At 60.6% G+C, this 22832-nt stretch carries 16 protein-coding genes; 14 read left to right on the plus strand and 2 right to left on the minus strand.

Annotated features, from left to right (window positions below; genetic code table 11):
• Window positions 1-116: 116 nt before the first annotated feature.
• Window positions 117-503, plus strand: coding sequence for a hypothetical protein (locus WBN73_RS05420; protein ID WP_337339804.1), 387 nt, complete (start codon window positions 117-119; stop codon window positions 501-503).
• Here WBN73_RS05420 and WBN73_RS05425 read toward each other — a convergent pair.
• Entirely contained in the window at window positions 500-4630 is a 4131-nt protein-coding gene (locus WBN73_RS05425) for an FtsK/SpoIIIE domain-containing protein (protein ID WP_337339747.1), read from the minus strand. The two genes, WBN73_RS05420 and WBN73_RS05425, sit on opposite strands and share 4 nt — an antisense overlap.
• Before the next feature lie 190 nt (window positions 4631-4820).
• Here WBN73_RS05425 and WBN73_RS05430 point away from each other — a divergent pair, with 190 nt between their 5' ends.
• From WBN73_RS05430 to WBN73_RS05475, 10 genes are all read left to right on the plus strand, one after another.
• Window positions 4821-5438 (plus strand): acyltransferase, encoded by a 618-nt coding sequence (locus tag WBN73_RS05430; RefSeq protein WP_026540062.1) that lies wholly within the window; start codon window positions 4821-4823, stop codon window positions 5436-5438.
• Complete coding sequence (locus tag WBN73_RS05435; protein ID WP_207594016.1) at window positions 5435-6526, plus strand: DegT/DnrJ/EryC1/StrS family aminotransferase; 1092 nt, start codon at window positions 5435-5437, stop codon at window positions 6524-6526. Before WBN73_RS05430 ends, WBN73_RS05435 begins: the two co-directional genes overlap by 4 nt.
• Window positions 6526-7512, plus strand: a complete 987-nt coding sequence (locus WBN73_RS05440; protein WP_089595601.1) for a Gfo/Idh/MocA family protein — start codon at window positions 6526-6528, stop codon at window positions 7510-7512. The genes WBN73_RS05435 and WBN73_RS05440 overlap by 1 nt, the downstream gene beginning before the upstream one ends.
• Before the next feature lie 185 nt (window positions 7513-7697).
• Window positions 7698-8882 carry a UDP-galactopyranose mutase gene (gene glf / locus WBN73_RS05445; RefSeq protein WP_207594015.1) on the plus strand — a complete coding sequence of 395 codons (1185 nt, stop codon included), beginning with the start codon at window positions 7698-7700 and terminating at the stop codon, window positions 8880-8882.
• The gene (locus tag WBN73_RS05450; RefSeq protein ID WP_207594014.1) at window positions 8879-10882 is read left to right on the plus strand and encodes a glycosyltransferase; all 2004 of its coding nucleotides are present in this window, start codon (window positions 8879-8881) and stop codon (window positions 10880-10882) included. Before glf ends, WBN73_RS05450 begins: the two co-directional genes overlap by 4 nt.
• A gap of 2 nt (window positions 10883-10884) precedes the next feature.
• Window positions 10885-11742, plus strand: a complete 858-nt coding sequence (locus WBN73_RS05455; RefSeq protein WP_172324331.1) for an ABC transporter permease — start codon at window positions 10885-10887, stop codon at window positions 11740-11742.
• Window positions 11743-12474: an ABC transporter ATP-binding protein gene (locus tag WBN73_RS05460; protein WP_089595598.1), complete on the plus strand. Its 732-nt coding sequence runs from the start codon at window positions 11743-11745 to the stop codon at window positions 12472-12474.
• Between the two features lie 73 nt (window positions 12475-12547).
• Window positions 12548-14656 carry a DUF6541 family protein gene (locus WBN73_RS05465; RefSeq protein ID WP_337339746.1) on the plus strand — a complete coding sequence of 703 codons (2109 nt, stop codon included), beginning with the start codon at window positions 12548-12550 and terminating at the stop codon, window positions 14654-14656.
• A gap of 2 nt (window positions 14657-14658) precedes the next feature.
• Entirely contained in the window at window positions 14659-15144 is a 486-nt protein-coding gene (locus tag WBN73_RS05470; protein ID WP_207594012.1) for a GtrA family protein, read from the plus strand.
• A 3-nt stretch (window positions 15145-15147) separates the two neighbouring features.
• Window positions 15148-16104, plus strand: coding sequence for a glycosyltransferase family 2 protein (locus WBN73_RS05475; RefSeq protein WP_089595595.1), 957 nt, complete (start codon window positions 15148-15150; stop codon window positions 16102-16104).
• 66 nt (window positions 16105-16170) lie between these two features.
• Here the strand turns inward: WBN73_RS05475 and WBN73_RS05480 are convergent, their stop codons facing one another.
• Window positions 16171-19383: a chitobiase/beta-hexosaminidase C-terminal domain-containing protein gene (locus tag WBN73_RS05480; RefSeq protein WP_337339745.1), complete on the minus strand. Its 3213-nt coding sequence runs from the start codon at window positions 19381-19383 to the stop codon at window positions 16171-16173.
• A gap of 439 nt (window positions 19384-19822) precedes the next feature.
• On the opposite strand from WBN73_RS05480, the gene WBN73_RS05485 reads away from it, so the two are divergent.
• From WBN73_RS05485 to WBN73_RS05495, 3 genes are all read left to right on the plus strand, one after another.
• A complete protein-coding gene (locus WBN73_RS05485; protein WP_337339744.1) occupies window positions 19823-20641 on the plus strand; it encodes a hypothetical protein in 819 nt (272 codons plus the stop codon).
• Window positions 20642-20727: 86 nt separating this feature from the next.
• On the plus strand, window positions 20728-21270 hold the full coding sequence (locus WBN73_RS05490; RefSeq protein WP_207597596.1) for a hypothetical protein: 543 nt from the start codon (window positions 20728-20730) through the stop codon (window positions 21268-21270).
• Window positions 21271-21477: 207 nt separating this feature from the next.
• The gene (locus WBN73_RS05495; protein WP_280623119.1) at window positions 21478-22824 is read left to right on the plus strand and encodes a hypothetical protein; all 1347 of its coding nucleotides are present in this window, start codon (window positions 21478-21480) and stop codon (window positions 22822-22824) included.
• Window positions 22825-22832 lie beyond the last annotated feature (8 nt).

Here is a 22832-nt window from a genome sequence, read left to right on the forward strand (position 1 = left end):
GTGTGTCAAGACCTCCCGTAAACCCTGCCCAACCCGCCTCCGGACCGGAGCCGGGAGAAGATTCCGATGCGCAGGCGCACCAAGAAAAGAGCGGCCCGACCGGCAGCCGCCGGCCAATGGGTGTGGCAGTGATTTCTGCTGTTGTCCTGTTGGAAGCCCTCGCGCTCATGGGTGCCGCCGCCTGGTACGCGTACGAATTGCTGACTGGCGCCCCTGTCCTGACTTTTTGGGGAGCCGTTTTTACGCTGGGGCTGCTCCTTGCCTTCTCGGTGTGGTTGTTCGCGGTGGGCCATTACTTGTTCCGTGGATACCGATGGACCCGGGCCGCTGCATTGGTGGCCCAGTTGTTTGTTCTCACCATCGGCTTCCCCACCATGACCGGTGGGCTGGTTCTGCCGGGCCTGGCTATGATCATCCCGGCCGTTGCGGCCATTGTCTTTCTTTTCCATAGGGACGTGATTGCCTACGTGTCGCGCACAGGCGGTACCTCTGGAGTCCTCTAGCCCGCCTCCGTGGGAGAACAATAGGTGGCAATCGGTGGGAAGTCCGTTGTGAGGACTGCTTGAAACGGCTGCACTTCTCCTCCGTCCACCACATAGCCACGCCCTGGGCGGGCTGGGCGGTCTGTTTCCAGCCGTACTCCCAGGAGTTCGCCATCGTGTGGCGATCCCGGCGCCAGGACCACACCCATTCGGAAGGTCTGGACTTCCCGGGCCAGTGGCAGTTGTTGCGTCAGTGCGGGCCCGGGAGTGGCTGTCATCACGATGCCTCGGACTTTACCCACCAACGCAGTGAGGGCTTGGCGCCCCAGGGTGTCAAGAGAGTCCGCGTCGTCCACCAACACGACGCTCTCCGGGTCCAGCTCACAGTTTTCTTGTGTGGCCGAGGCCCGGAAAGAGTCCGCGGATGTTCCAAGTGCCGGAACAACCCAGGCAACTGAAGGATTCAGGCGACGGAGTGATGCCAAAGCCGTGCTCTTCCCTGATCGATGGCCGCCGAGGATGATGCTGACACCATGCAGCCGGAGAGGCAGGGAAACGGGCATCGCTTCGTCCCCTCCAACGCCGATCCATAGAGCGTTCCCCGAATCCTGCCCGGCAGTCATCAACACGGCAGACGAGGACTTGAGCCCAACACGAAATTCCTGTTCGTCCAGGCGATCGGGAAGCGACCGCAGACGGAAGGGCGGTTTCCCTTGTGGGGGAGGGGCGAACGGCCAGTGCCCCTCGTCGGGAGCCTCGCGAAACTGGGTAACCACTGTATCTCCGTCGACGAAGTTGCCCGTGGCGACGGCGCGCCCTGGAATTGGCTCCACCTCTGGAAGGCGGGGCCAGTGAAACCGGGCTTCCTCCGTGGAGCCTGACGGAAAATAAGCCCGGTTTTGTATCGCGGCAAAGAAACGTGAATTGACCAATTCCCGCTCGCCACAAATCATCACCGTGATGCCGAGAGGACGGCCGTCCCTCACAATGTCCTGCAGGAGGCTCTCTGCCCAGGCTGAGGTCCCGGCCCGGAAGGCGGTGGCCCATGAGCACCACCCCGTGATGATCAAAGTCAGAGGCTTGGCGGTCCTCCCGGCGTCGCTGCTGGTGCGTCGACAGTCCATTTCCTCGACAAAACGCTGTAGCACACGCGCTGCAAGCGGCAGTTGGTGCAGACCGACGAGCGCACCTACCCGTTCCTGGCCAACGAGGTCGGCCATTATTCCCGCCGCATCCAGAACAAAGGGATAAGGCTGGGGTCCTTGCATGGCCAGCATGGCCGAGACTGCCCTGAAGCAGGCGTGCATGCCGCTCGAAGCACTTCCGATCATGGCCAGATGTCCGTGCTCGGCCGGCAACCATTGCAAAGGCTCCACAACCTGCCGTGTGGGTCTGTCAACCAACGCCAGCGGCCCAACACACCATGGCACTGCTTCAGCAGTTTCGGGAACATAAGAGGCATCCGCCAGGGAAAGTCCACCACTCCACGCAATCGCGGACGGCAGGGGTGCCGCCACGGGATGTCGCGGGAGTGAACTCCCTTGGCGGCGCCACGCGTCCTGGACAGCCAAAACAAGCCGCCCGACACCGGCATCCGGGAGGGCATCCCGATGTCCGGCCAAGGGCCGGGACGGTAGGACCTCATGGCGTGAGCCGTTGTTGAGTATCTGGGAGGCTGAGTGGACCAGCTGAGGAGATCCATCAACAGGGCCATCGGAAGCTCTGGCATCGCGGGAAACCGAGAGGGACGCGGCCTGGAATTCTTCCGGCTTGCCTGAGGCCCGGACCAGGTAGGCCCTTCCCGGAGTGTCTGCCCTGATGGAGGCGGCCACCTTCGAATTGATGATATCCACGGACTCCGCCTCTGACTGCACTCGAAGGGCGATACTCGACGCGACGTTCGCCCGGATGTCGGCGGTCAATGCTCCTTGAGGCCTCTGGGTTGCCATCACCAGATGGACACCAAGGGACCGGCCGATGGTGGCGACCCGCATGAGCTCGCGGAGGGCGCCGGGAGCTTCGTCAATCAGCATGCGGAACTCGTCGATGACCAAAACCAAATGCGGAACAACAGGACACGTGCTCGACGCAGCAAGGTGGTATTGGCCCAGGTCCGTGACGTCAGCCGCAGCGAACAATTCCTCGCGGTACCTGATTTCTCCCCGGAGCGAAGCAAGTGCGCGATCCAACTGACGCCCACCCAGATCGGTCAAGAGGCCTACGCAGTGAGGCAAGCCGGCGAGCGGCCGTAATCCTGAGCCGCCTTTAAAATCGACAAAGAGGAATGTTGTGTGATCGGGGGAGTACGTCAACGCCATGGAAGCGACGAGGGTCCTCAGGAGCTCGGATTTTCCTGAGCCCGTGGTACCCGCCACCAGAAGGTGTGGACCGTCGCGCTTAAGGTCAAAAGTCACGGGTCCCTGACGTCCCTGGCCCAACACTGCCCTTAGTCCAGGCAATCGTGCAGTGTCTTCCCAGCGAAGAAGAACTCTTCGGGTTCCGAAGGGAAGAAAGGTAGCCAATGTGCACTGCTCAGGAACGGGCTGCCGCGCGTCGACACGTTCCTGGTGGGCCCGCGAAGCAATAGTGCGGCAGAACGTATCGAAAACGCTGATTGGGACGAGGTCTGGAACGAATGACCGGCGCTCGCCGGCCACGGTCAGTGTCCCGGTGGTCCCTGACGTGGAAAGCTCGACAAAGGGGTCGGGGTGTTCAGCAGATGGGCCGCAATGGACCACTTGCCACCCGTTCCGGCGCCCGGCAACCAGGAGAGACGACAACGCGCCCTTGTCCCAACCTGCCGGTTCATCGATGATGACCAGCCTTCCATGGGCGCTGCCGCTTAGTTGCTGCATGGCAGTGAGGGCCACCTCGTGCTGGGTCGTAAGAGTTACCTTCGCGAGGAACCTGGCGCTTAGGGGCAGCCTTCCGACCGTCCCAACGATAATGACCGGTGACTCCGCAGCCCGGGGGTAGCCGGCCATCTGCATCAGCATGAATCGGAGCAGGGAATCAACGTGGTCAGGAGGTCCGTCAAGTGCCACCGTAGGAAGTCCAGGGTCCAATGTCACTGCGGCTGATCCGATGTCTGGTGCGCTGAACATCGGATCGTCAGGTACCAACCGGATGTTTGCCTGTGCATTGGCTGTGCCCAGCCGGATCCAGCTGCCGGAATCTGCGCCTACGGTTTTCCCGTGGGTATTTGTGGGCGATGGGGACAACGATGAACCGGCTTGGCCTCGTGCTTCGTCCTGAACCTGCAGGGCGGCCGTGCCGCAGATAGCCAGCACCAGTTCCGCCGCGGAGGGAGAGCAACGTTGCCGGCGGCCGAGATCCTCCTGAGCAGCGCGGGCCACAGCCAATCCACATTCCCGGCGGCTCTTCCGTCCGGTGATGAACGGGATCAGGAGACTGACCGCGGAGATGGCGGTGAATCCCAGATACATCCACATTCCTGTGGCAATGGCCAGTCCAACGCCTGCGATCAACGGCAGCCCGGCGGCCAGGATGATCGCCGTGCGGCTTCCCTGCCGTCCGGCATGCGGCACCTCAAGTGGTTCCTCCACGGACCGTCCGGCATCGTTGGAAATTTCGGGGAGGCGACCTCTCTCCGTGGAGACAGAGAACACGCTGTTGCCGCACAGGATGGTTGATTCCGACGTCACGGACGTGCGCCGCGACGGGCGTCCATCCACGAGGACCGGGTTGACGGCTGCGACGCCACTCAGGGTCAGTGCAGTACTGGAAACATCCAGCACGGCGTGCTCCCTGGACATGCCTGGATCCGGCACGGAAATCTCCGTGGCTCCGCGGCCTATCCGGAAGCGGCCGCGATGAATACGGAAGACAGCTCCGGCGCTGGGGCCAGAATGAGCAAGCAGCATGAGCGGCAGGGACGCTGGCTCGGAGGCGTGGTGCGGTGCGGGGCCGTCGACGAGTATTGCACCCGACACCAGTGGAGGCCGGCCGACCGTCAGGTCGGCTATATCCCTTCCATCCACTGCCAATCGACCAGTCCCGCGCTCCTCCCCAAGAATCGACTGAAGTTGTGCTCCGGGGGTGCCTGGAGGGACCCGGATGGTCAATTCCTCCGGAGCCGAGAGCTCCGCGGCCGCCGGGCCCCTCACCAACGTGCATTCCAAAGTCATGGTTTTCCGTCTTCCCGTGATCAGTCACGCGCCTGCCCAAACAGAGATAGGCCGCTGCCCTTGACGCTAGAGGCCTTCACGCCGTACTGCAGCCTCGGATAAGGCGTATGTGGACAAACCCGGGCGATCTTCACGGAGCCCTTGACGCCGCGGCATGGTGTCTCAGCTAAGATGAATCTCGTTGTCGCGTGTGCTCAATGAGGAAGGACCTTCACCGGTGATAGTGGTTGCGGAGAGCGCCGATGTTTCAGACAAGGCGGTAATTGGTGATGGATCAAAGATTTGGCATCTTGCCCAAGTCCGCGAGCAGGCCGAGTTAGGCGTCAATTGCATCGTGGGACGAGGTGCCTATATCGGCACCGGGGTAAAGATGGGGGACAACTGCAAAGTCCAGAACTACGCACTTGTTTACGAGCCCGCGGAACTTGAAGCCGGTGTGTTCATTGGCCCGGCTGTTGTGCTGACCAACGACACCTACCCCCGTGCTGTCGGCCCAGACGGCAGCTTGAAGAGCGCTCACGATTGGGAGCCCGTTGGCGTCACCATTCGCGAAGGCGCATCAATCGGTGCCCGTGCCGTGTGCGTTGCTCCCGTGACTATTGGACGGTGGGCCACAGTTGCCGCCGGCGCGGTCGTGGCTAAAGATGTTCCGGATTTTGCCCTGATGGTCGGAGTTCCGGCCAAGCGTCACGGGTGGGTCGGCAAAGCCGGTTTCCCGCTGCAGCGCAGCGGAGAGAACTGGGTGTGTCCGGAAACCGGCGCAACGTATGTTGAACAGAACGAGACCCTTCGAGAGGTAGAGGCATGAGCCCCGAATTCATTCCCCCGGCCAAACCCATCATCGGCGATGAAGAGCGCAAGGCCGTTGATGCCGTGTTGGCTTCCGGCCAACTCGCCCAGGGCGCGGAGGTAGCCTCTTTCGAGGAGGAATTCTCCCAGGTCCTCCTCGATGGCAGGGCCGCCGTCGCCGTCAACTCCGGCACCTCGGGTCTTCACCTGGGCCTGCTGGCTGCCGGCATCGGCGCTGGAGACGAGGTCATCGTTCCGTCGTTTACTTTCGCGGCGACGGCCAACTCGGTGGCACTGACTGGTGCCACCCCGGTTTTTGCTGACGTTGATCCCGACCACTACACGCTGGACCCGGCTTCGGTCGAAGCAAAAATCACAGACCGTACAGCGGCCATCATGCCTGTGCACCTTTACGGACACCCATTCAACGTCGACGCAATTGGCGCGCTTGCCTCAAAGCACGGCGTCAAGGTCTTCGAGGACGCTGCCCAGGCCCATGGCGCAGCAGTTAACGGACGCAAGGTCGGCACGTTCGGCGACTTCGCCATGTTCAGCCTTTACCCCACCAAGAACATGACGTCGGGTGAGGGTGGCATGGTCAGCACCGGTCTGGCCGACGTGGAGCGCCGCCTCCGGTTGCTCCGCAACCAGGGCATGGAACGCCAGTACGAGAACGAACTGGTTGGCTTCAACTGCCGTATGACCAACATCCATGCCGCCATCGGCCGCGTCCAGCTGACCAAGGTCAACGGCTGGACCAAGACCCGCCAGGAAAATGCTGCCTTCTTTGACGCGAACATCGAAGGCGTTGTCACGCCTAAGGTCGCTGAAGGTTACGAACACGTTTACCACCAGTACACGATCCGCATCGCTGAGGACCGTGACGGTTTTGCCAAGGCACTGCGCGAGGAATACAACGTTGGCTGCGGGGTCTACTACCCGATTCCCAACCACCGTCTTGCGCCTTTCCAGACCTCGGATGACCTCCCCGTCACCGAAGAGGCGGCAGCAAGCGTGCTCTCCCTTCCGGTGCACCCGTCATTGAGCCAGGATGACCTTGACCGGATTGTTGCCGCCGTCAACGCTGTCGCCAAGGCGGGTAGCTAGTGGCGAATCTGCGCGCAGGCCTCATTGGACTGGGAATGATGGGGCGTCACCACGCCCGTGTCATTCGTGAACTTGAAGGTGTTGACCTTGTTGCTGTTGCCGATTCCTTCGGCGACCCCCACAACGTCGCCGACGGCCTGACGGTTTTCAACACCGTTGAGGAACTCATCGCACAGGGCATTGACATGGCTGTGGCAGCAGTGCCCACCATCCTGCACGAGGAAGTGGCGCTGCAGCTCGCAGAGGCAGGTGTCCACTGCCTCGTAGAGAAGCCGATCGCGAACGATTCCGAGTCGGGACGACGCATCGCGGAAGCCTTTGAATCCAAGGGGCTCATCGGTGCCGTCGGGCACATTGAACGGTTCAATCCCTCGCTGCAGAGCCTGCGGGACCGGTTGGAGAACGGTGACCTGGGCGATGTCTACCAGATCAGCACGAGGCGGCAGGGGCCTTTCCCGGCCCGTATCGCCGATGTCGGGGTGGTCAAAGACCTGGCCACCCATGACATCGACCTCACAGCCTGGCTGGCCCAGAGCAACTTCGTCAACGTCGTTGCCCACACCACATCGCGCAGTGGCCGCGAGCATGAAGATATGGTGACGGCCATCGGTCACCTTAAGAGTGGCGTTGTGACGAACCACATTGTCAACTGGTTGTCGCCCATGAAGGAACGCACCACCGTGGTTCTTGGTGAACGTGGCGCGTTCATTGCCGACACCATTTCCGCGGACCTCACATTCGTGGAGAACGGTACCTTCCAAACGGACTGGGATTCCGTGGCGGCGTTCCGCGGTGTTTCGGAGGGTTCATCGACACGCTTTGCCTTGGCGAAGCGTGAACCCCTCAAAATGGAGCACGAGGCCTTCCGTGATGCAGTTCTCGGAAAGTCGTTGAACATTGTCACCATGGCGGAAGGGCTCGAGACACTGAGGGTCGCGGAGGCTGTTTTGGAATCCGCGAAATCCGGCTCAGTCATCACTCTCTGAGCACTTCAGACCAAGCAAGGCACCAAGGGGAGGTTGGCCGCTGGCCAACCTCCCCTTGCCGTTTCCTGGTGTGGCACCACACCGCCGTGCACCGCCCCGGATACGGGAACCCGCGTCATGTCGGGTAGCCTTGACCAGTAGACGTGGGCATTTCTGTGCCCGCACGCCAATACACAGGAGAGTTTGTGAACGCTGATCTCGTCGTCGTCGGCTCGGGTTTCTTTGGCCTGACCATTGCAGAACGCGCCGCTACCGAGTTGGGGCTGAAGGTCGCGGTGCTTGATCGCCGCCACCATATTGGAGGAAACGCCTACAGCGAGAACGAAGCGCAGACGGGAATCGAGGTCCACCGCTACGGTGCACACCTCTTCCACACGTCGAATGAACGCGTTTGGGAATATGTGAACCGCTTCACCAAGTTCACGAGCTACCAGCACAAGGTGTACACCAGCCACAAGGGCGAGGTTTACCCGATGCCCATCAACCTGGGCACCATCAACCAGTTCTTCCGTTCGGCTATGAGCCCGACCGAAGCGAAGGCCCTCATCGCGGAACAGGCCGGTGAATTGGCCGGGACCGATCCGCAGAACCTCAATGACAAAGGCATCCAGCTGATTGGCCGCCCGCTGTACGAGGCGTTCATCAAGCACTACACAGGCAAGCAGTGGCAGACGGATCCCAAGGACCTGCCGGCCGAGATTATTTCCCGGCTCCCTGTGCGCTACAACTACGACAACCGGTACTTCAATGACACTTACGAGGGTCTTCCGGTTGACGGCTACACAGCCTGGATCGAGCGTATGGCCGATCACCCCAACGTCGAGGTTGTCCTGAATACGGACTTCTTCGACGACGGCGAGTTCGGCAGGTCTTCTGTTCTGGGCCAGGTGCCGGTCATCTACACAGGCCCGGTGGACCGCTACTTCGACTACGCCGAAGGCGACCTGTCGTGGCGCACCATCGACCTTGAAGAAGAAGTACTTCCTATTGAGGACTTCCAGGGCTGTTCCGTGATGAACTACCCGGACGCCGATGCCGCCTACACGCGCATCCACGAATTCCGGCACTTCCACCCTGAGCGTGACTACACCAAGGACGCAACGGTCATCATGCGTGAGTTCTCGCGCTTTGCGGAAAAGGGCGACGAGCCGTACTACCCGGTCAACACCTCTGACGACCGCCAGAAACTGCTCGCATACCGCGACCTCGCCCGGGGCGAGAAGTCCGTCCTCTTCGGCGGGCGTTTGGGAACCTACAAGTACCTCGACATGCATATGGCCATTGGCTCCGCCTTGTCCATGTTCGATAACAAGATCAAGCCGCACTTCACTGGCGGCGCCAAGCTTGAAAGCGGGGGAGTGGACGCATGACGGCTACTACGAACGAAAGTCAGATGACGGCGATGACCACCACGGATGACCTGGCACCGGCCAAAGAAAGCCTGCGAATCGTTCAGCGTGTGGTTTTCCCCGCTAACCGCGACCTCGACACTCTTCCGCTGTATGTCGACCCGGACACCAGCAAGGTGAAAAAGGACGACGGCGACAGCGGCGCCGTCGTGCAGGCTGTTGGCATGACACGGAAGCTGCACCCGGAGGACATCCTGGACCGCGGGTCCGTGCAGGTTCGCCGTGGTGAGCGGCTTTCCTTCGGTTCCTATTTCAATGCTTTTCCTGCCAGCTACTGGCGGAAGTGGACCGTTGCCACGAAGACAGTCCTGCATCTTGAGACTGAGGGCGAAGGAACAGTCATTGTCTACCGTTCCAACGCCCGTGGTGCCTCGCAGCGAGTTGATTCCATTCTCGTGGAAGGCGCAGCCAGCAACGACTTTGAGTTGACCCTGGCGCCGTTCGGCGACGGTGGCTGGTACTGGTTCGACCTCATTGCCGGTGGCGACGGAATGACGCTGAAGAGCGCCCACTGGGCAGTCCCGGATGAAGGCCGCCCCCAGGGCCGCGTCACGCTCGGTGTTACGACGTTCAACCGCGCTGACTACTGCCTTGAAACCATCAAGTCGATTGACGCCGACGCCGGCCTGAGGGAGATCCTCGCCGAGCTGATCATCGTGGACCAAGGCAACAAAAAGGTCGCCGACGAAGCCGGATTCGACGCAGTCGCAGAATCGATGGGTGACCAGCTCCGCGTCATCAACCAGGGCAACCTGGGCGGTTCAGGCGGCTTCGCCCGCAACATGTACGAGATGGTCGTTTCCGATAAGAGCGACTACGTGATGCTGCTGGACGACGACATTGAGCTTGAGACGGAGGGCGTCATGCGGGCAGTGGCGTTCGCTGACCTCTGCCGCAAGCCAACCATTGTCGGCGGGCACATGTTCGACATGTACAACAAGTCTGTCCTGCATGCCTACTCGGAGGTCGTCAACTTCTACCGCTTCCTTTGGGGTCCGGTGGAAGGCCTCGGCAACCACGACTTCTCTTCTGCGGGCTTGCGGTCCACCCCTCAGCTGCACAGGCGCTGGGATGCTGACTACAACGGTTGGTGGATGTGCCTTATCCCGAAGACCGTGGTGGAAACCATTGGACTTTCCCTTCCCGTCTTCATCAAGTGGGATGACGCGGAGTATTCACTTCGCGCCCGTGCGGCCGGATTCCCGACTGTCACTCTTCCCGGGGCGGCTGTATGGCACGTCTCCTGGGCCGACAAGGACGACTCTGTTGACTGGCAGGCCTACTACCATGAGCGCAACCGGCTTATCGCCACGCTCCTGCACTCGCCGTTCCCCAAGGGCGGACGCATCCTGCGCGAAAGCCTGAACACGGATGTCAAGCACTTGGTGTCCATGCAGTACTACCCCGAGCAGGCGCGGATCATGGCCCTCAGGGATGTCCTTGCGGGGCCGGGTAACCTGCACCAGCAGCTGCCCACCACCATGCCCAAGCTCCGTGCAATGCGCGAGGAATTCCAGGACTCCCAGGTGAAGACGGATCCCGGGGCCTTCCCGGAGGTCTTCCGGAAGCGTCCCCCCAAGAAGCCGCAGTCATACAAGCAGCCCGGTGCCCTTGGTCTGCTTCCTTGGGCCGTGAAGACCGTCCTGAAGCAAACCCTTGCCCCCGTGCGCGACTCCGCCAAGGAGAACCCCGAGGCACAGGTGGCGCACCAGGATGGCAAATGGTGGAGCCTTGCGCACTTGGACAGTGCAGTCGTCTCCAATGCAGATGGCACAGGAGCTTCCTGGCACTTGCGCGACCCCAAGCTGGCGCGCCAGCTTGTGGTGGAATCAGCAAAACTCCACGCCCAGCTCTTCTCGAACTGGGAGACCCTGCGGACCCAGTATCAGGAAGCCCTTCCAGAGATCACTTCGATGGACTCCTGGCGGGAAACCTTTGAAGCGTCGGAGCCCAGCAAGTAGCGATGTCGAACTCCACTGATACGTATGCTGTTCCGGGGGTGGGCGCCGGGTTGTTGGACGTCTACCGCCGGCGGTACCTCCTTAAGCTGATTGTCCGCAAGGAACTCCGGGTCCGCTACCGTGGCTCGGTCCTGGGTTTGGCGTGGTCCTACGTTAAGCCGCTGGTCCAGTATGTGGTCCTGTTTTTTGCCTTGGGCATCGTGTTGCGGGTTGGGGATCAAATTCCCAACTACGCGCTTTACATGTTCTCCGGTGTCATTGTCATCAACTTCTTCTCGGAGGCATTTTCGAATGCCACCCGATCCATCGTCTCGAATGCGGCGCTGGTAAAGAAGATCTATCTTCCGCGTGAGCTGTTCCCAGTGGCATCCGTATGGGTGGCTGCGGTCCACTTCCTGCCGCAATTGATTGTCCTGCTGGCTGCAGCACTGCTGAGCGGGTGGCATCCGGACATCATGCAGCTCTTCGGTGCCCTTCTTGGTTTTGTCATTGTGGCCGTTACGGCAACAGGCCTTGGCCTGTTGGCCGGTGCCATCAATGTGTTCTTCCGGGATGCCGAGAACATCGTGGACATGCTGATGATGATCGTGACATGGACTTCGCCGGTCTTGTACGACTGGACCATGATCCGCCGCCTGGCTGCGCCTTGGGTATTGACGATCTACCAGCTCAACCCCATTACCGTTGCGGTGGAACTGTTTCACTGGGCGTTTTGGTATCCAACAGTCAATCAGCCTGTCGAATTGCCTCCGCACCTCCTGGTGACCGGCTTCATCGGGTTGGGCATGGCGGCACTGTTCCTTGTTATTGGCCAGATCGTCTTCCGACGGCTCGAGGGCCACTTTGCGCAGGAGGTCTAAATGGGTGCAGCAGTAATCGTCAAGGGCTTGAAGAAAACTTTCAACCTCCGCCACTCGCACTCCATGAAGGAAACGCTGGTGTGGCTCGCCAAGGGGCGAAAGGGGGATCTCACCAAGAAATTCGACGCCCTGCACGACGTCAGTTTTGAGATCCAGCCGGGGGAGACCGTGGCATTGTTGGGCTTCAACGGCTCCGGCAAGTCCACGCTTCTGAAGCTGATCTCGGGTGTCATCCTGCCCGACCAAGGGACCGTTCGCACCAAGGGCAGGGTCGCAGGCCTGATCGAGGTGGGAGCAGGCTTTCACCCGGATCTATCAGGTCGTGAAAACGTCTATCTCAATGCAGCCATCCTGGGGATGACGGAGCAGGAGATCCAGGAAAAGTTCGACGACATCGTTGCCTTCTCCGAGATCGAACAGTTCATTGACACCGAGGTCAAGTTTTATTCTTCGGGTATGTTCCTCAGGCTTGCGTTTGCGGTAGCTGTCCATACCCAACCGGATATTTTCCTCGTTGACGAAATCCTTGCCGTGGGCGACGAGCCTTTCCAGAGGAAGTGCCTGGCTAAGATCAAGCAGCTCTCTGATGAAGGCCGCACTTTGGTGGTGGTCAGTCACGACCTCGACATGATTTCGCGGATCTGCGACCGGGGAGTGGTGTTGTCTTCGGGCACGGTCCAGTTCGAGGGTCCGGCTGACCAAGCTGTGGCGTGGCTGCGGGAACGCAACTAACCCGCATCCAATTGCAAAGAGTCGTCTGTCAACGGATGGCTGGTGGAAGCATCTAAGAAAGGCGATCGTAGGAATGGGTATCGGCCCGCTGCTGTTGTGTGTACTCCTGATCGTTGTGTTGTGGTGGGGCCCGGGTTGGATCCTGGGAGAAGCGTTGGGCGTCCGCCGGGTTCTCCTGCCCGTTGTAGCGCCCTTGCTCGGAATGGGCGTCCTGACTGTCATCGGCGTCATGGGAAATGCGCTGGGTCTCAGCTGGCAGTTGCTCCCGGTGACTGCCGTCCTGCTGGTACTTTGTGCGCTCCTGTTTGCCCTGCGCCTGACTCTGCGGCGCTATTTCCCGGATAAGTTCGGAACCGTTGACCAGCCGTCTGTCTTTGGCAAGCAGCTTTTTAAGGGATCGTGGTGGATCCTCCTGGCCGGTTTGGTTGCTGGCGGTGCGGTTGCCGCTGTGTCTTGGATTGTGGGCACCGAAGGTCTCCAAGGCATCAACCAGGACTGGGACATTCCCTGGCACGCCAACATGATCCGACTGATCTCCGTGAACCACGAGTGGGATCCGAGTATCGCAGGCAACTTTGCCTATTACGACACCACCATTCCTGAGGCTCCCATCCGGAGCTACCCGATTGCCTTCCACGCAGTGTTGTCGCTGTTCTGGCCGATGAGCAGTGTCAGCATCCCGGTGTTTCTGAACGTCTTTGTCCTGGTGATGATGGCAGTTCAACTGCCGTTGAGCACCATGGCCTTGACCATGCTAGTCACCCGCCGCCCGATTGCTCTGGCGGCCGCGGCGGCCGTTGCCGGTTGGTTCACGGTCTACCCTTACGACCTCCTGTGGCGTGGCCCGCTGATTCCTTTCTTTGCCGGAATGCTGCTGGTTGGGCCGTTCGCCCTGCTGGCAGTGAAGGGGGCCCTGGAGCGGCAGAAGTTCTGGATCCCCGGCATCGCTTTTGGCGCAGTCGGACTCATAGCAGTCCATCCCTCACTGGCCTTCGTTGTCCTGCCCGTTCTGATCTTCTGGTTCCTTTCCGCCCTGATCCGCCGCAAGGGCAGGATCCTCGGCATCACGGTCTACCTTGCGGTCTCCGGTGCTCTGGCAGTCGTCCTCGGGTGGCCGATCATCGCCCAGATGCTGAAGGAATCCGAGCGGGTCTCCAAACAGGTTTGGGCCGCGGACACTGACCGCAACGGCGCTATCCAGAACATCATTTTCCTGAACCACGGTTCAATGGCCATGCCGATCCTGACGGCCCTTGTGGCCCTTGGCTGCCTGGCCGTGGTCCTCAGGATCCGCATGTGGTGGTACTTCGGACCTGTCCTCGCTTTCGCCTTCCTCTCGGTCTACACCATGGGTACCGACAACCCACGCTTCATGACTCTGACGGCACCGTTCTACGACGACCAGTGGCGTATCTTCGGAATCTTGGTGATGCTCCTTGTGCCCCTTGCGGGTTTGGGAGTGGCGCAGTTGGCAGAAGCCATCGCCTGGCTGGTGGCAAAGGTACGCGGCCGCTCGGCCAACTCCACTACGGACGGAATCAAAGCCGGCCGCAGGCCCAGCCACGTGGTGACCGCAGTGGCCGCGGCAGCGGTACTCCTTGTCAGTGGTATTGCGGCCATTCCGTACTTCAAGCAAAACGCCCAACGCATCAACATCAATACCAAGGTGGATGGGGCTACGTTGAGTGCATCCGAGGTTGGACTCCTCAGCAAAATCGATCAGTATGTGCCAGAGGATGCCACGGTTCTGAACGATTCCTGCGACGGGTCAGTCTGGATGTACGCGCTGGGTAACCGGATGCCGATGATCCGCCACTTCGAGATCCTTCCGACCAACCGCCAGTTGCTGGTTCTCCAAAAGCTCCCCGAGCTTGCCACCGACTCCGAGGTCCGCGACGCAGCTGCTGAACTGGGTATCGAATGGGTCTACATTGCTGATGGCAGGATCCGGGCGTGGGACGAACCCAAGGCCGGGCTGACGCAGCCTGACTCGATTCCGTATCTTCAGCTGGTAGTGCGTGAAGGTAATGCTGCGTTGTACAAGATTGATTGGTCGCAGCTGCCTGGCGGTAAGGAAGCATTCGACGCCGCAGCGAAGGACCGGCTCCAGCTCGACGGCGTATCGGGAATCCTTGAGAACCGGAACCCTGATGGAATAGCACCGCTAGGAAGGATCTGCTGATCATGAAGGCATTCATCTCCAAGTTCCTGGCGTCCAGTTTGTTCAAATTCCTGCTGATCGGCGGCCTGAGCTTCCTCTTGGATCTGGGGCTGCTGGCCCTGTGCTTCCAGGTCTTCGGCTGGCCGCTGTGGTTGGCGACCGGTGCGGGCTTCTGGGGCAGCTTTTTCTTCAACTACTTCCTGCAGCGGCATTTTGCGTTCAACGGCGGTGGAACAGCTTTGGGCGGCGTACTTCGCTACTCAGGGCTCCTGGTTTTCAACACGCTTGCCGTGATGGGCATCGTTGAGCTTTTCCAGTTCATCGGCGCCGGCTACGTGATAGGCAAGGTGGTTGCGACCATTGTGACCATGGGGTGGAACTACTTCATTTACAAGCACTGGGTCTTCCCGCAAAAGAAGCAACCGACCAGCGGCAGCGAACAGTCAGATGGCCAGTCGGGCACCGACGCGCCAACACAGAAACTCACACCAAACAGCAGCGAAGGATAATCGATGTATCGAGGCGTTCGAATTGCCGCGGTAGTACCGGCCTACAAAGAAGAAAACCACATCGCACAGGTCATCGAAACGATGCCTGATTTTGTTGATGACATTGTCATTGTTGATGACTGCAGCCCGGACGACACGTCGGGGGCAGCACGTCGGGCCGACGACGGCCGGGTCACCTTGATTCGCCATGAAGTCAACCAAGGCGTGGGAGGCGCAGTCCTCACGGCCCACAAAGCCGCGATGGAACTGGGCGCCGACATCAACGTGGTCATGGCTGGCGATGCCCAGATGGATCCCGACTACCTGCCGCAGCTTCTTGATCCGGTGGTCGATGGCTACGGATTCGCCAAGGCCAACCGTTTCTTTTCGGGTGAGTCATTCGCGGGCATGCCCGGCTACAGGATTTTCGGCAACATCGTGTTGTCCTTCATGACGAAGCTCGCTTCCGGTTACTGGCACATCTTCGATCCGCAGAACGGCTACACCGCCATTCGCACGGAGGTCCTCCGCCGTCTTCCCATGAACAAGGTGGCGGCGCGCTACAGCTTCGAAAACGACCTCCTGATCCACCTCAACATTCTTGATGTTCCGATCGTTGATGTGCCGATTCCAGCTGTTTACGGCAACGAGGTCTCCAGCATCAAGCTCCGCAAGGTCATTCCTGAACTTCTTGCCATGCTCTTTGGCGGCTTCTGGCGCCGTGTGTGGTGGAAGTACATGGTGTGGTCCTTCTCCGCTGTTGCCCTCCTGCTGATCGCAGGCATTGCCTTGATCGTCATGGGCCTCGTGGCCGGAATCTGGGTACTTGCCGCAAGCGTGGGTTCGCCGACGGCGGGTTCGGTGATGCTCGCTGTGGTTCCCTTTGTGCTGGGCGTCCAGATGCTGCTGGTATCCCTGCAATTGGATATCCAGGCGAGCCCCAACAGGCCCACTATGCATCCCATGAAGGAACGTACCTAGGCATTCGTTGAAACAGGGGAGGGGCCCGGACGCGTTGGCGTCCGGGCCCCTCCCTGTTTTGCCTTCCTACGGCAGGGACGTGAATCCTCCCCAGCCCCAGCCGACCTGGCTCCGGGAGAGCCATCCAGAAGTCCCGTTGCCGGGATACAGGAACAAGTTGCCGCCGGCATCACGGGCGAGGACGTCATTTTTGCCGTCGCCGTTGAAGTCGCCCGGCCCGAGGATGGCGGTCATGCCACTCCATCCGCTTCCCACCTGGACCCGGCTAAGCCAGCCTCCGGTACCGTTGCCGGGGTAGAGCCAGAGAATGCCTGACGTGTCCCGGGCAAGGACATCGGTCTTGCTGTCGCCGTTGAAGTCCCCGGTACTGAGGATGGCATTCATGGAGTTCCACCCGGTACCCACCTGGGCGCTTGAGGCGAAGCCGCCAGTGCCGTTCCCCCGGTAGAGCCACAGTATTCCGGCGGAGTCCCTCGCGAGGACGTCTGCCTTCCCGTCGCCGTTGAAGTCGCCCGGCGCCAGGATCAGCGTCATGCCGGACCAGCCTGTGCCTGCTTGAACGCGGGTCTGGAGGCCTCCTGATCCATTTCCAGGGTAGAGCCACAGGACGCCGTTGGTATCCCTGGCCAGGACGTCGCTGCGTCCGTCCCCGTTGAAGTCCTTGGTGGGGACAATGGCATTCAACGAGTTCCACCCGGTGCCGAGCGAGCGTTGGGCCAACCAACCTCCGGCTCCATTCCCCGGGTACAGCCAGAGCGTGCCGGCGTTGTCGCGCGCCACGACGTCGTTCTTTGCATCTCCGGTGTAGTCCTTCCAGGTGTTCGCCGGTGGCGCTGTCACGGTGTAGGCCTGGGTGACGATTGCCGAACTGTTGTTGGATGTGTCCACTGCAAAGTACTTCAGAGTCATCGCTGCTGTGAGGGTGATGGCCGTGGAGTACTTGTTGGCGGCTGTAGCGGTCGGATTCGTGCCATTGGTGGTGAAGTAGATACTCGCACCAACCTCATTCGCCGCCAGCGTGATCTGCTGGTTGGCGGGATAGCTGCCCGCAGGCGGGGTCACCGTAACCACGGGAGGTGTCGTATCCAGTACGGTGTAGACCCGTGTGGTCACCGCAGAGGCGTTTCCATAGGCGTCAACAGCAAGGGCCTTCACGGTGGTGTTGCCCGTGAGGGCAAAGGGCGCTGTGTAGGCCTTGGTGCTTCCCGAGGCGGCCGTGGCAGGGGTGGTGCCATCGGTAGTGTAGAAGATGTTGCCCGGTTCGCTCGAGGACATGGTGACAAGTTGTCCCGAGGCATATCCTCCGGCTGCTGGTGCCACGGTCAGGGTTGGAGCGGTGTTGTCGAGTATGTACGTCTGCGTGGCCACAGCCGAGGAATTTCCTGCAGTGTCCCGCGCGAAGTACTTCAGGGTCAGCGACGTCAACGGAATCGGGCCCGAGTACACGGGACTCGACGTCGTAGGCACTGTGCCATCCTTGGTGACGTAGATGGTGGCTGCTTCGTTGGCCGACAACGTGATGGACTTCCCGGCTCCATAGGTGCCTCCAGCCGGGTCCACGGAAACCACTGGTGGTGCTGTGTCCGCAGCAAACACCGTCACATTCCTGCTGGCAGTGGACGTGTTTCCAGCGTTGTCCCTCGCTTCCACCGTGAAGGTGACGGGACCACTGGGAACGTTGGTGTAAGCCTTGGGCGAGGTGCATGCAGTGTAGGCGTTGGAGCCGAGCTTGCACCGGAACCCCGCAATATCCGTGGCCGTTGACGCGAAGGTGAACGACGGCGAGATGCCCACCGTTGCTCCCTCTGCCGGCGAACTGATGGAGACCTGTGGTGGAGTCAGGTCGGCGGTGACTGTCACCGACGCCACCGGGCTGACGTTGCCGGCCATGTCCGTGGCCCTGACGCGCAGCACGTGCTGACCTGCGGTTGCCAAGGTGAGCACCTGGCCGTTGGTGCAGGCTGTGTACGTCGTGGTGGAATCCACCGAGCAGGACAGGGCCGAATCAGGGTCGGAGGTGACACCCAGGACAGGCGAGCCGTTGACGGTTGCACCGGCCGTTGGTGAGGTAATGACCGGAGCGGCGGGTGCGGTGACATCGACCGTGAAGGCCCGTGAAACAGGAAGGCCTGTTGGTGCGGCCCTCACCGAGAACGTGTAGGCGCCGTTGGCCAGAGCAGTTGACGGTGTAAAGGTTCCGCCGGTACATACCTGCCAAACCGGCGTCGCTGTGCTTAGCTGAAGACTGCATTCAAGGGCCCCGCCCGGAGGCGTGGAGGCGACAGTGAAGGTTGGCGTGGAGTCGTTGGTGAACGCCGGGTTTGCTGCCTGGGTTCCGTTGGCCGCAGTCGGACCGCTGACGATGGAGGGAACAACACCACCCAAGGTGAGCAGCCTTCCTCGCTCAGCGGGTTTGGCAGGATCCAGTTGTCCCGGATCTTCCATCACCAGGAGTTTGCCGTCACGCATGGCCAGGCCGCCGATCTTGCTGAAGCCGAGGGCCCACTGGTTGTTGACCGTGTCAGTGCTCAGATCGATGCGGGTGATGGTGTCCTTGCCGACGTCGGCTGTGGTGGTTCCGCCGCCGGTTCCTGTGTAGAGGACCAGGGGCGACTGCCAGTCATAATAGATGGCCGTCGGCTTGCCGACGTTATAGAGGGGTGCTGGGACATAGTTGGTCAGGACGCCGTCGTCGGGGGCGGTAAAGACTGTCAGGCCAGAGGTTTCGGCAACGTAAACCACGACGTTGCCCGCGCTGTTGCGGTGCGTCGCCGCAAGGCTGAGGGAACTGGAATTGACGGACGCGATGGACTCGATGCTCGGGTGAAGTGCCGTAGGATTCACGATCTTGACGATTGACCGTGCGTTGGCGAACGACAGGTAGATATTGCCGTCCGGGCCGTCGCTGACGGCGTTCGGGCGCAGGTCCCCGTCGAAGATGGTCAGCGCGCCATCGTATTCGAAGACACCACCATCAGGGTTCCAGAGCGCGCGTACGACGTCGGAACTTCCGACGGCGGCATCCGGAATGAAGGCGATTTCATCACCATCGCCGTGGCTGGCAGGCGACGGATCGATCATGGCGGGTGTACCGGCCAAGGCCGGACCGCTGTCGTGACCGGGCAGCGTCCCGCCCAGGCAAGTGCTGGTTTCGAGGCTACCGGCGGTGGCGCCGGACGCCTCTGTTATGCGGCAGAATCCTGCGCGTGCATCGGAAACCCATAAGCGTCCGTCCGGGTCTACAACGGTGCCGGCAGCTTTGGTGAGACCAGTAGCCACGGTTTGACGTGCCTGATCAGCAAAAGCCGGGCCTGCAGTCAGCACACCGGTAAGTGCCGCCGTTGCGAGGCTGGCTGTGGCCAGGACTGCCGTGAGTTTGTGGTGTTGCCGACTGCCGGCCGCCCTGCGGGATGCAAGGTGACGGGGAGTTTTGGAAAAGGTTCTTGAGCGACCGGCGAAGGCAAGACATGCCAAACCAAGCTGAAGAACACTGCGTTTGCGCGTGTCCACCGAGGGATCCCCACTTCATTCGGATGCTCCCCAGCTCCGCATGCATTGGTTATTCGCCCCACGCCGTTTCCGGCTGCGTCTACGTCCATCTTCCACCAATTTTCACATTTGTCACTACCAAAGTCCGGAAGAGGTCCACCTTGGGCCCCGCGAGCCGTCCGTCTTGACCGCACAACGGCTGCACCGCACGATTGAGGTGGAGGTCACAATGCGCAGACTGTTCCTGATGGCGGTGCCGATAGTGATGGCGCTGGCCGCCTGCACTGTGCCGTCGTCCGAGCCACCCGTTGGAACCGGTTCGCCGGCGACCAGCAATGCCAGCGCCACCGCCGGGCCCGGCCAGCCGCCGTCGTCCGCTCCGGGAAGCAGCGAAACTGCTCCGGGAAGCAGCGAACCGAGCGGCGTTGCCCCGGCAGCGGGCGACGACGAACCGGGCCGCTTTTCCTACCTCTGCACGAGCCTTGACGCATCGCCCGAAGTCCAATTGTCGAGCTTGGCGGAGGTTTGGGCTGCCACCAATTACACCCGTATGGATTCGTGTGGCGTCACGTTCGAGGGGGACGGGCAGTTTGAGCCCACGCCCCGGGAAGCTGAAGCCATTTCGACAGCTGCGCCGCAAGGCGTGGCAGCCGATGACGGGCTGGACACCATGCTGGATATCCTTCGCCTCTGCACAAGGATCAGTGATGAAACCGGGCCAGGCGGATTTGCCGAAGCAAGTAGGGGGACGTTGCTGGCAGCGGCGGAATTCTGTCCGGACGCTCCACAGGGAAAGATCATTGCCGCTTGGGCAGAGGGCGCCAGGGTGGGAGATGGGACCCACGTGGCGGGCGAGAACCAAGAGCCGGGGCGATGGCAGTTGATTAAACCGGCCGGCGAGACGGGCGGTTGCGCATGGTCCATCACGAGCCAGGACGGCTCCGTTGTTGCCAACGGTGGCCTTGCAGAGGCGGGTAACGCAGTGGAACTGAAGCCGGGCCAGAAGTTTACTAGTGACAAATGCGGAATTTGGGGGAAGATGTACTAAGACGCAGCCGGAAACGGCTTGGGGCGAATAACCAATGCATGCGGAGCTGGGGAGCATCCGAATGAAGTGGGGATCCCTCGGTGAACATGCGCAGGCGCAGTGTTCTTCAACTCGGTGTGGCAGGTCTTGCCCTGGCCGGTTGTTCAGGAACCAAAGTAGATACTTCCCAACCAGCCGCGCTCGATATGGCACCGGTTATCGCGAGCGACGACAAGGTCCCCATTGAGCGTCCGGAACCTCTGATCCGGTACCAGTTCACGTGTACAGCGGCAGATGGCAGCCTCATTGGCAAATTTTCGAGCCTCGAGGAAGTCTGGGCTTCCACCCGGTACATGCACGTCACTGACTGCCAAGTGGTCTACGTCGGAAACGGCCCGCACCTCCTGACTCCGGAAGAACGGGCAGCCGTCAACGCGGCTGTTGCGGCCGGGGCGGCTCCTGGACAGGACTCCGCTTTGTGCCTGCTCATTATCAGGGCCTGCACACGCACGGATCACAGGACACTTGCAGCTTCACTCGCCGCGTACGGCATACCCGTAGTCAAGGGCGCTTTGACGCTGGCTCCGTTGGCTCCGCAGGCCGCCCAGCTCACCAGGTGGCTGAAGACGGCAGTACCCCTGCAAAGCTGAATATGGGTGGCCCCCGGCAGGATTTACAAGGCCGGGACGCCACTTATAGAGGCCGATATCCATCCCTTCCAACCACACAAAATTGCGGGATCACATGGTCTAATGAAAGTGGTCTCACGTATTGGCTGTTCAGCGTATCCGGGAAACGGACTTTGTTGCAGAGAAAACAAAGATCACCCGTTGCGCACAATCAAGGAGTGATCTTTTATGGCGTTCAGAATTGGAACTGCAAGCGCTGACATAACGCCGTCGCTGAGCACCAATCCCTACATGGCCGGATATGGTTCAACTGACGGTGGACGCGAGGCCACCAGCAGCTCACCGTTTGAGCCGTTGTATGCACGGGCGATTCTTATCTGGGAAGACGCCCACCCCCACATCATTATCAGCCTGGACGTCCTGGCTTTGCCGCGGGCCATGCATCAAAGGATCCGTGACAGGATCATTGACCTTACCTCGTGGTCCAGCAGCGACATCCTGATCCAGGCAACCCATACGCATAATGGACCCGCATTGATTGATACCCTTCACCCCTTCATGGCGTATGGGCTCGCGGACCTGGGTTTGGTGCGTTCCTACAGTGCCGATCTTGAAGACACCATAGTCAACCTTGCCCAGGAAGCGCTGGATGCGGATGAAACGGCGGTGACTTTCGACTATAAAGTTTCGACCCAGAATTTTTCCGCCAACCGGGTTGGGTTGCCATACACCGAGACTGCCGTGCCGATTCTGGTGGCCAGGCGGGGCAATGGTACGCCGGCTGCAGTGATTTTCAGCTATGGATGCCACCCCATCAGCGCTGGGCTTCGGACACTTTTTGATGGTGATTTCGCCGCAGGTGCCTGCAATTATATTGAGAACCGGAACCCGAATTGTTTTGCAATGTTCGTTCAGGGGCCGGCCGGTGACCAGGACCCGGGTGGAGTCCGCAGTTGGCAACTACGGGATCAGCACGGGGACGCGTTGGGTGCCACGGTGCACTCAAACATGCAATCGGCCGGGCGTGCGCTGAGCGGCCCCATGGTCACGCGGTACCAGGAGGTCCAGTTGCCGCTGGATATCACCCCAACAGCAGGAAATCTGGCCGCAGTCCGCGCTTCCTATGTAGCCCGGCTCGCCAACCCCAACGGCCAACCCCAGTGGTACCAGCGCCATGCGCAGGTCATGATCGGGCGGATCGACAGCAACAGTATTGAAACGGCTGTGCCGTCACCCTTCCAGGTATGGAAATTCAACGGAAGCCCGCAATTAAAAATTGCCATGATTGGTGGGGAGCTCGTCAGCGGGTACGCAGCCTACTTCCGGAGCAGGAATGGCGGGAACAACGGAATTATTGTTGGAGGTTATGCAAATGAATCATGCTGCTATATCCCAAGCAATGAATTCTTTCCACCGTTCATGCCGCTGGGCAGCTATGAGGGTGGATGGGAGCCTGATTTCCCGGGAATTGCCGGTGGCTCAATGACGGTGTATGGACATTTGGCTCATTTCAAAGCGGGTACCAATGGTGTGGAGACGACGCTTGTCAATGCGATGAATGCCTTGCTTGCCTAAAGTGTGCG

The organism is Paenarthrobacter sp. CCNWLY172, from assembly GCF_037402035.1.
Taxonomy (GTDB): domain Bacteria; phylum Actinomycetota; class Actinomycetes; order Actinomycetales; family Micrococcaceae; genus Arthrobacter.

Coding starts and splice junctions, on each gene's coding strand:
- WBN73_RS05420 (WP_337339804.1), top strand. CDS start 117: ATGGGTGTGGCAGTGATTTCTGCTGTTGTCCTGTTGGAAGCCCTCGCG.
- WBN73_RS05425 (WP_337339747.1), bottom strand. CDS start 4,630: ATGACTTTGGAATGCACGTTGGTGAGGGGCCCGGCGGCCGCGGAGCTC.
- WBN73_RS05435 (WP_207594016.1), top strand. CDS start 5,435: ATGAGCCCCGAATTCATTCCCCCGGCCAAACCCATCATCGGCGATGAA.
- WBN73_RS05450 (WP_207594014.1), top strand. CDS start 8,879: ATGACGGCTACTACGAACGAAAGTCAGATGACGGCGATGACCACCACG.
- WBN73_RS05455 (WP_172324331.1), top strand. CDS start 10,885: ATGTCGAACTCCACTGATACGTATGCTGTTCCGGGGGTGGGCGCCGGG.
- WBN73_RS05460 (WP_089595598.1), top strand. CDS start 11,743: ATGGGTGCAGCAGTAATCGTCAAGGGCTTGAAGAAAACTTTCAACCTC.
- WBN73_RS05465 (WP_337339746.1), top strand. CDS start 12,548: ATGGGTATCGGCCCGCTGCTGTTGTGTGTACTCCTGATCGTTGTGTTG.
- WBN73_RS05470 (WP_207594012.1), top strand. CDS start 14,659: ATGAAGGCATTCATCTCCAAGTTCCTGGCGTCCAGTTTGTTCAAATTC.
- WBN73_RS05475 (WP_089595595.1), top strand. CDS start 15,148: ATGTATCGAGGCGTTCGAATTGCCGCGGTAGTACCGGCCTACAAAGAA.
- WBN73_RS05485 (WP_337339744.1), top strand. CDS start 19,823: ATGCGCAGACTGTTCCTGATGGCGGTGCCGATAGTGATGGCGCTGGCC.
- WBN73_RS05490 (WP_207597596.1), top strand. CDS start 20,728: ATGCGCAGGCGCAGTGTTCTTCAACTCGGTGTGGCAGGTCTTGCCCTG.
- WBN73_RS05495 (WP_280623119.1), top strand. CDS start 21,478: ATGGCGTTCAGAATTGGAACTGCAAGCGCTGACATAACGCCGTCGCTG.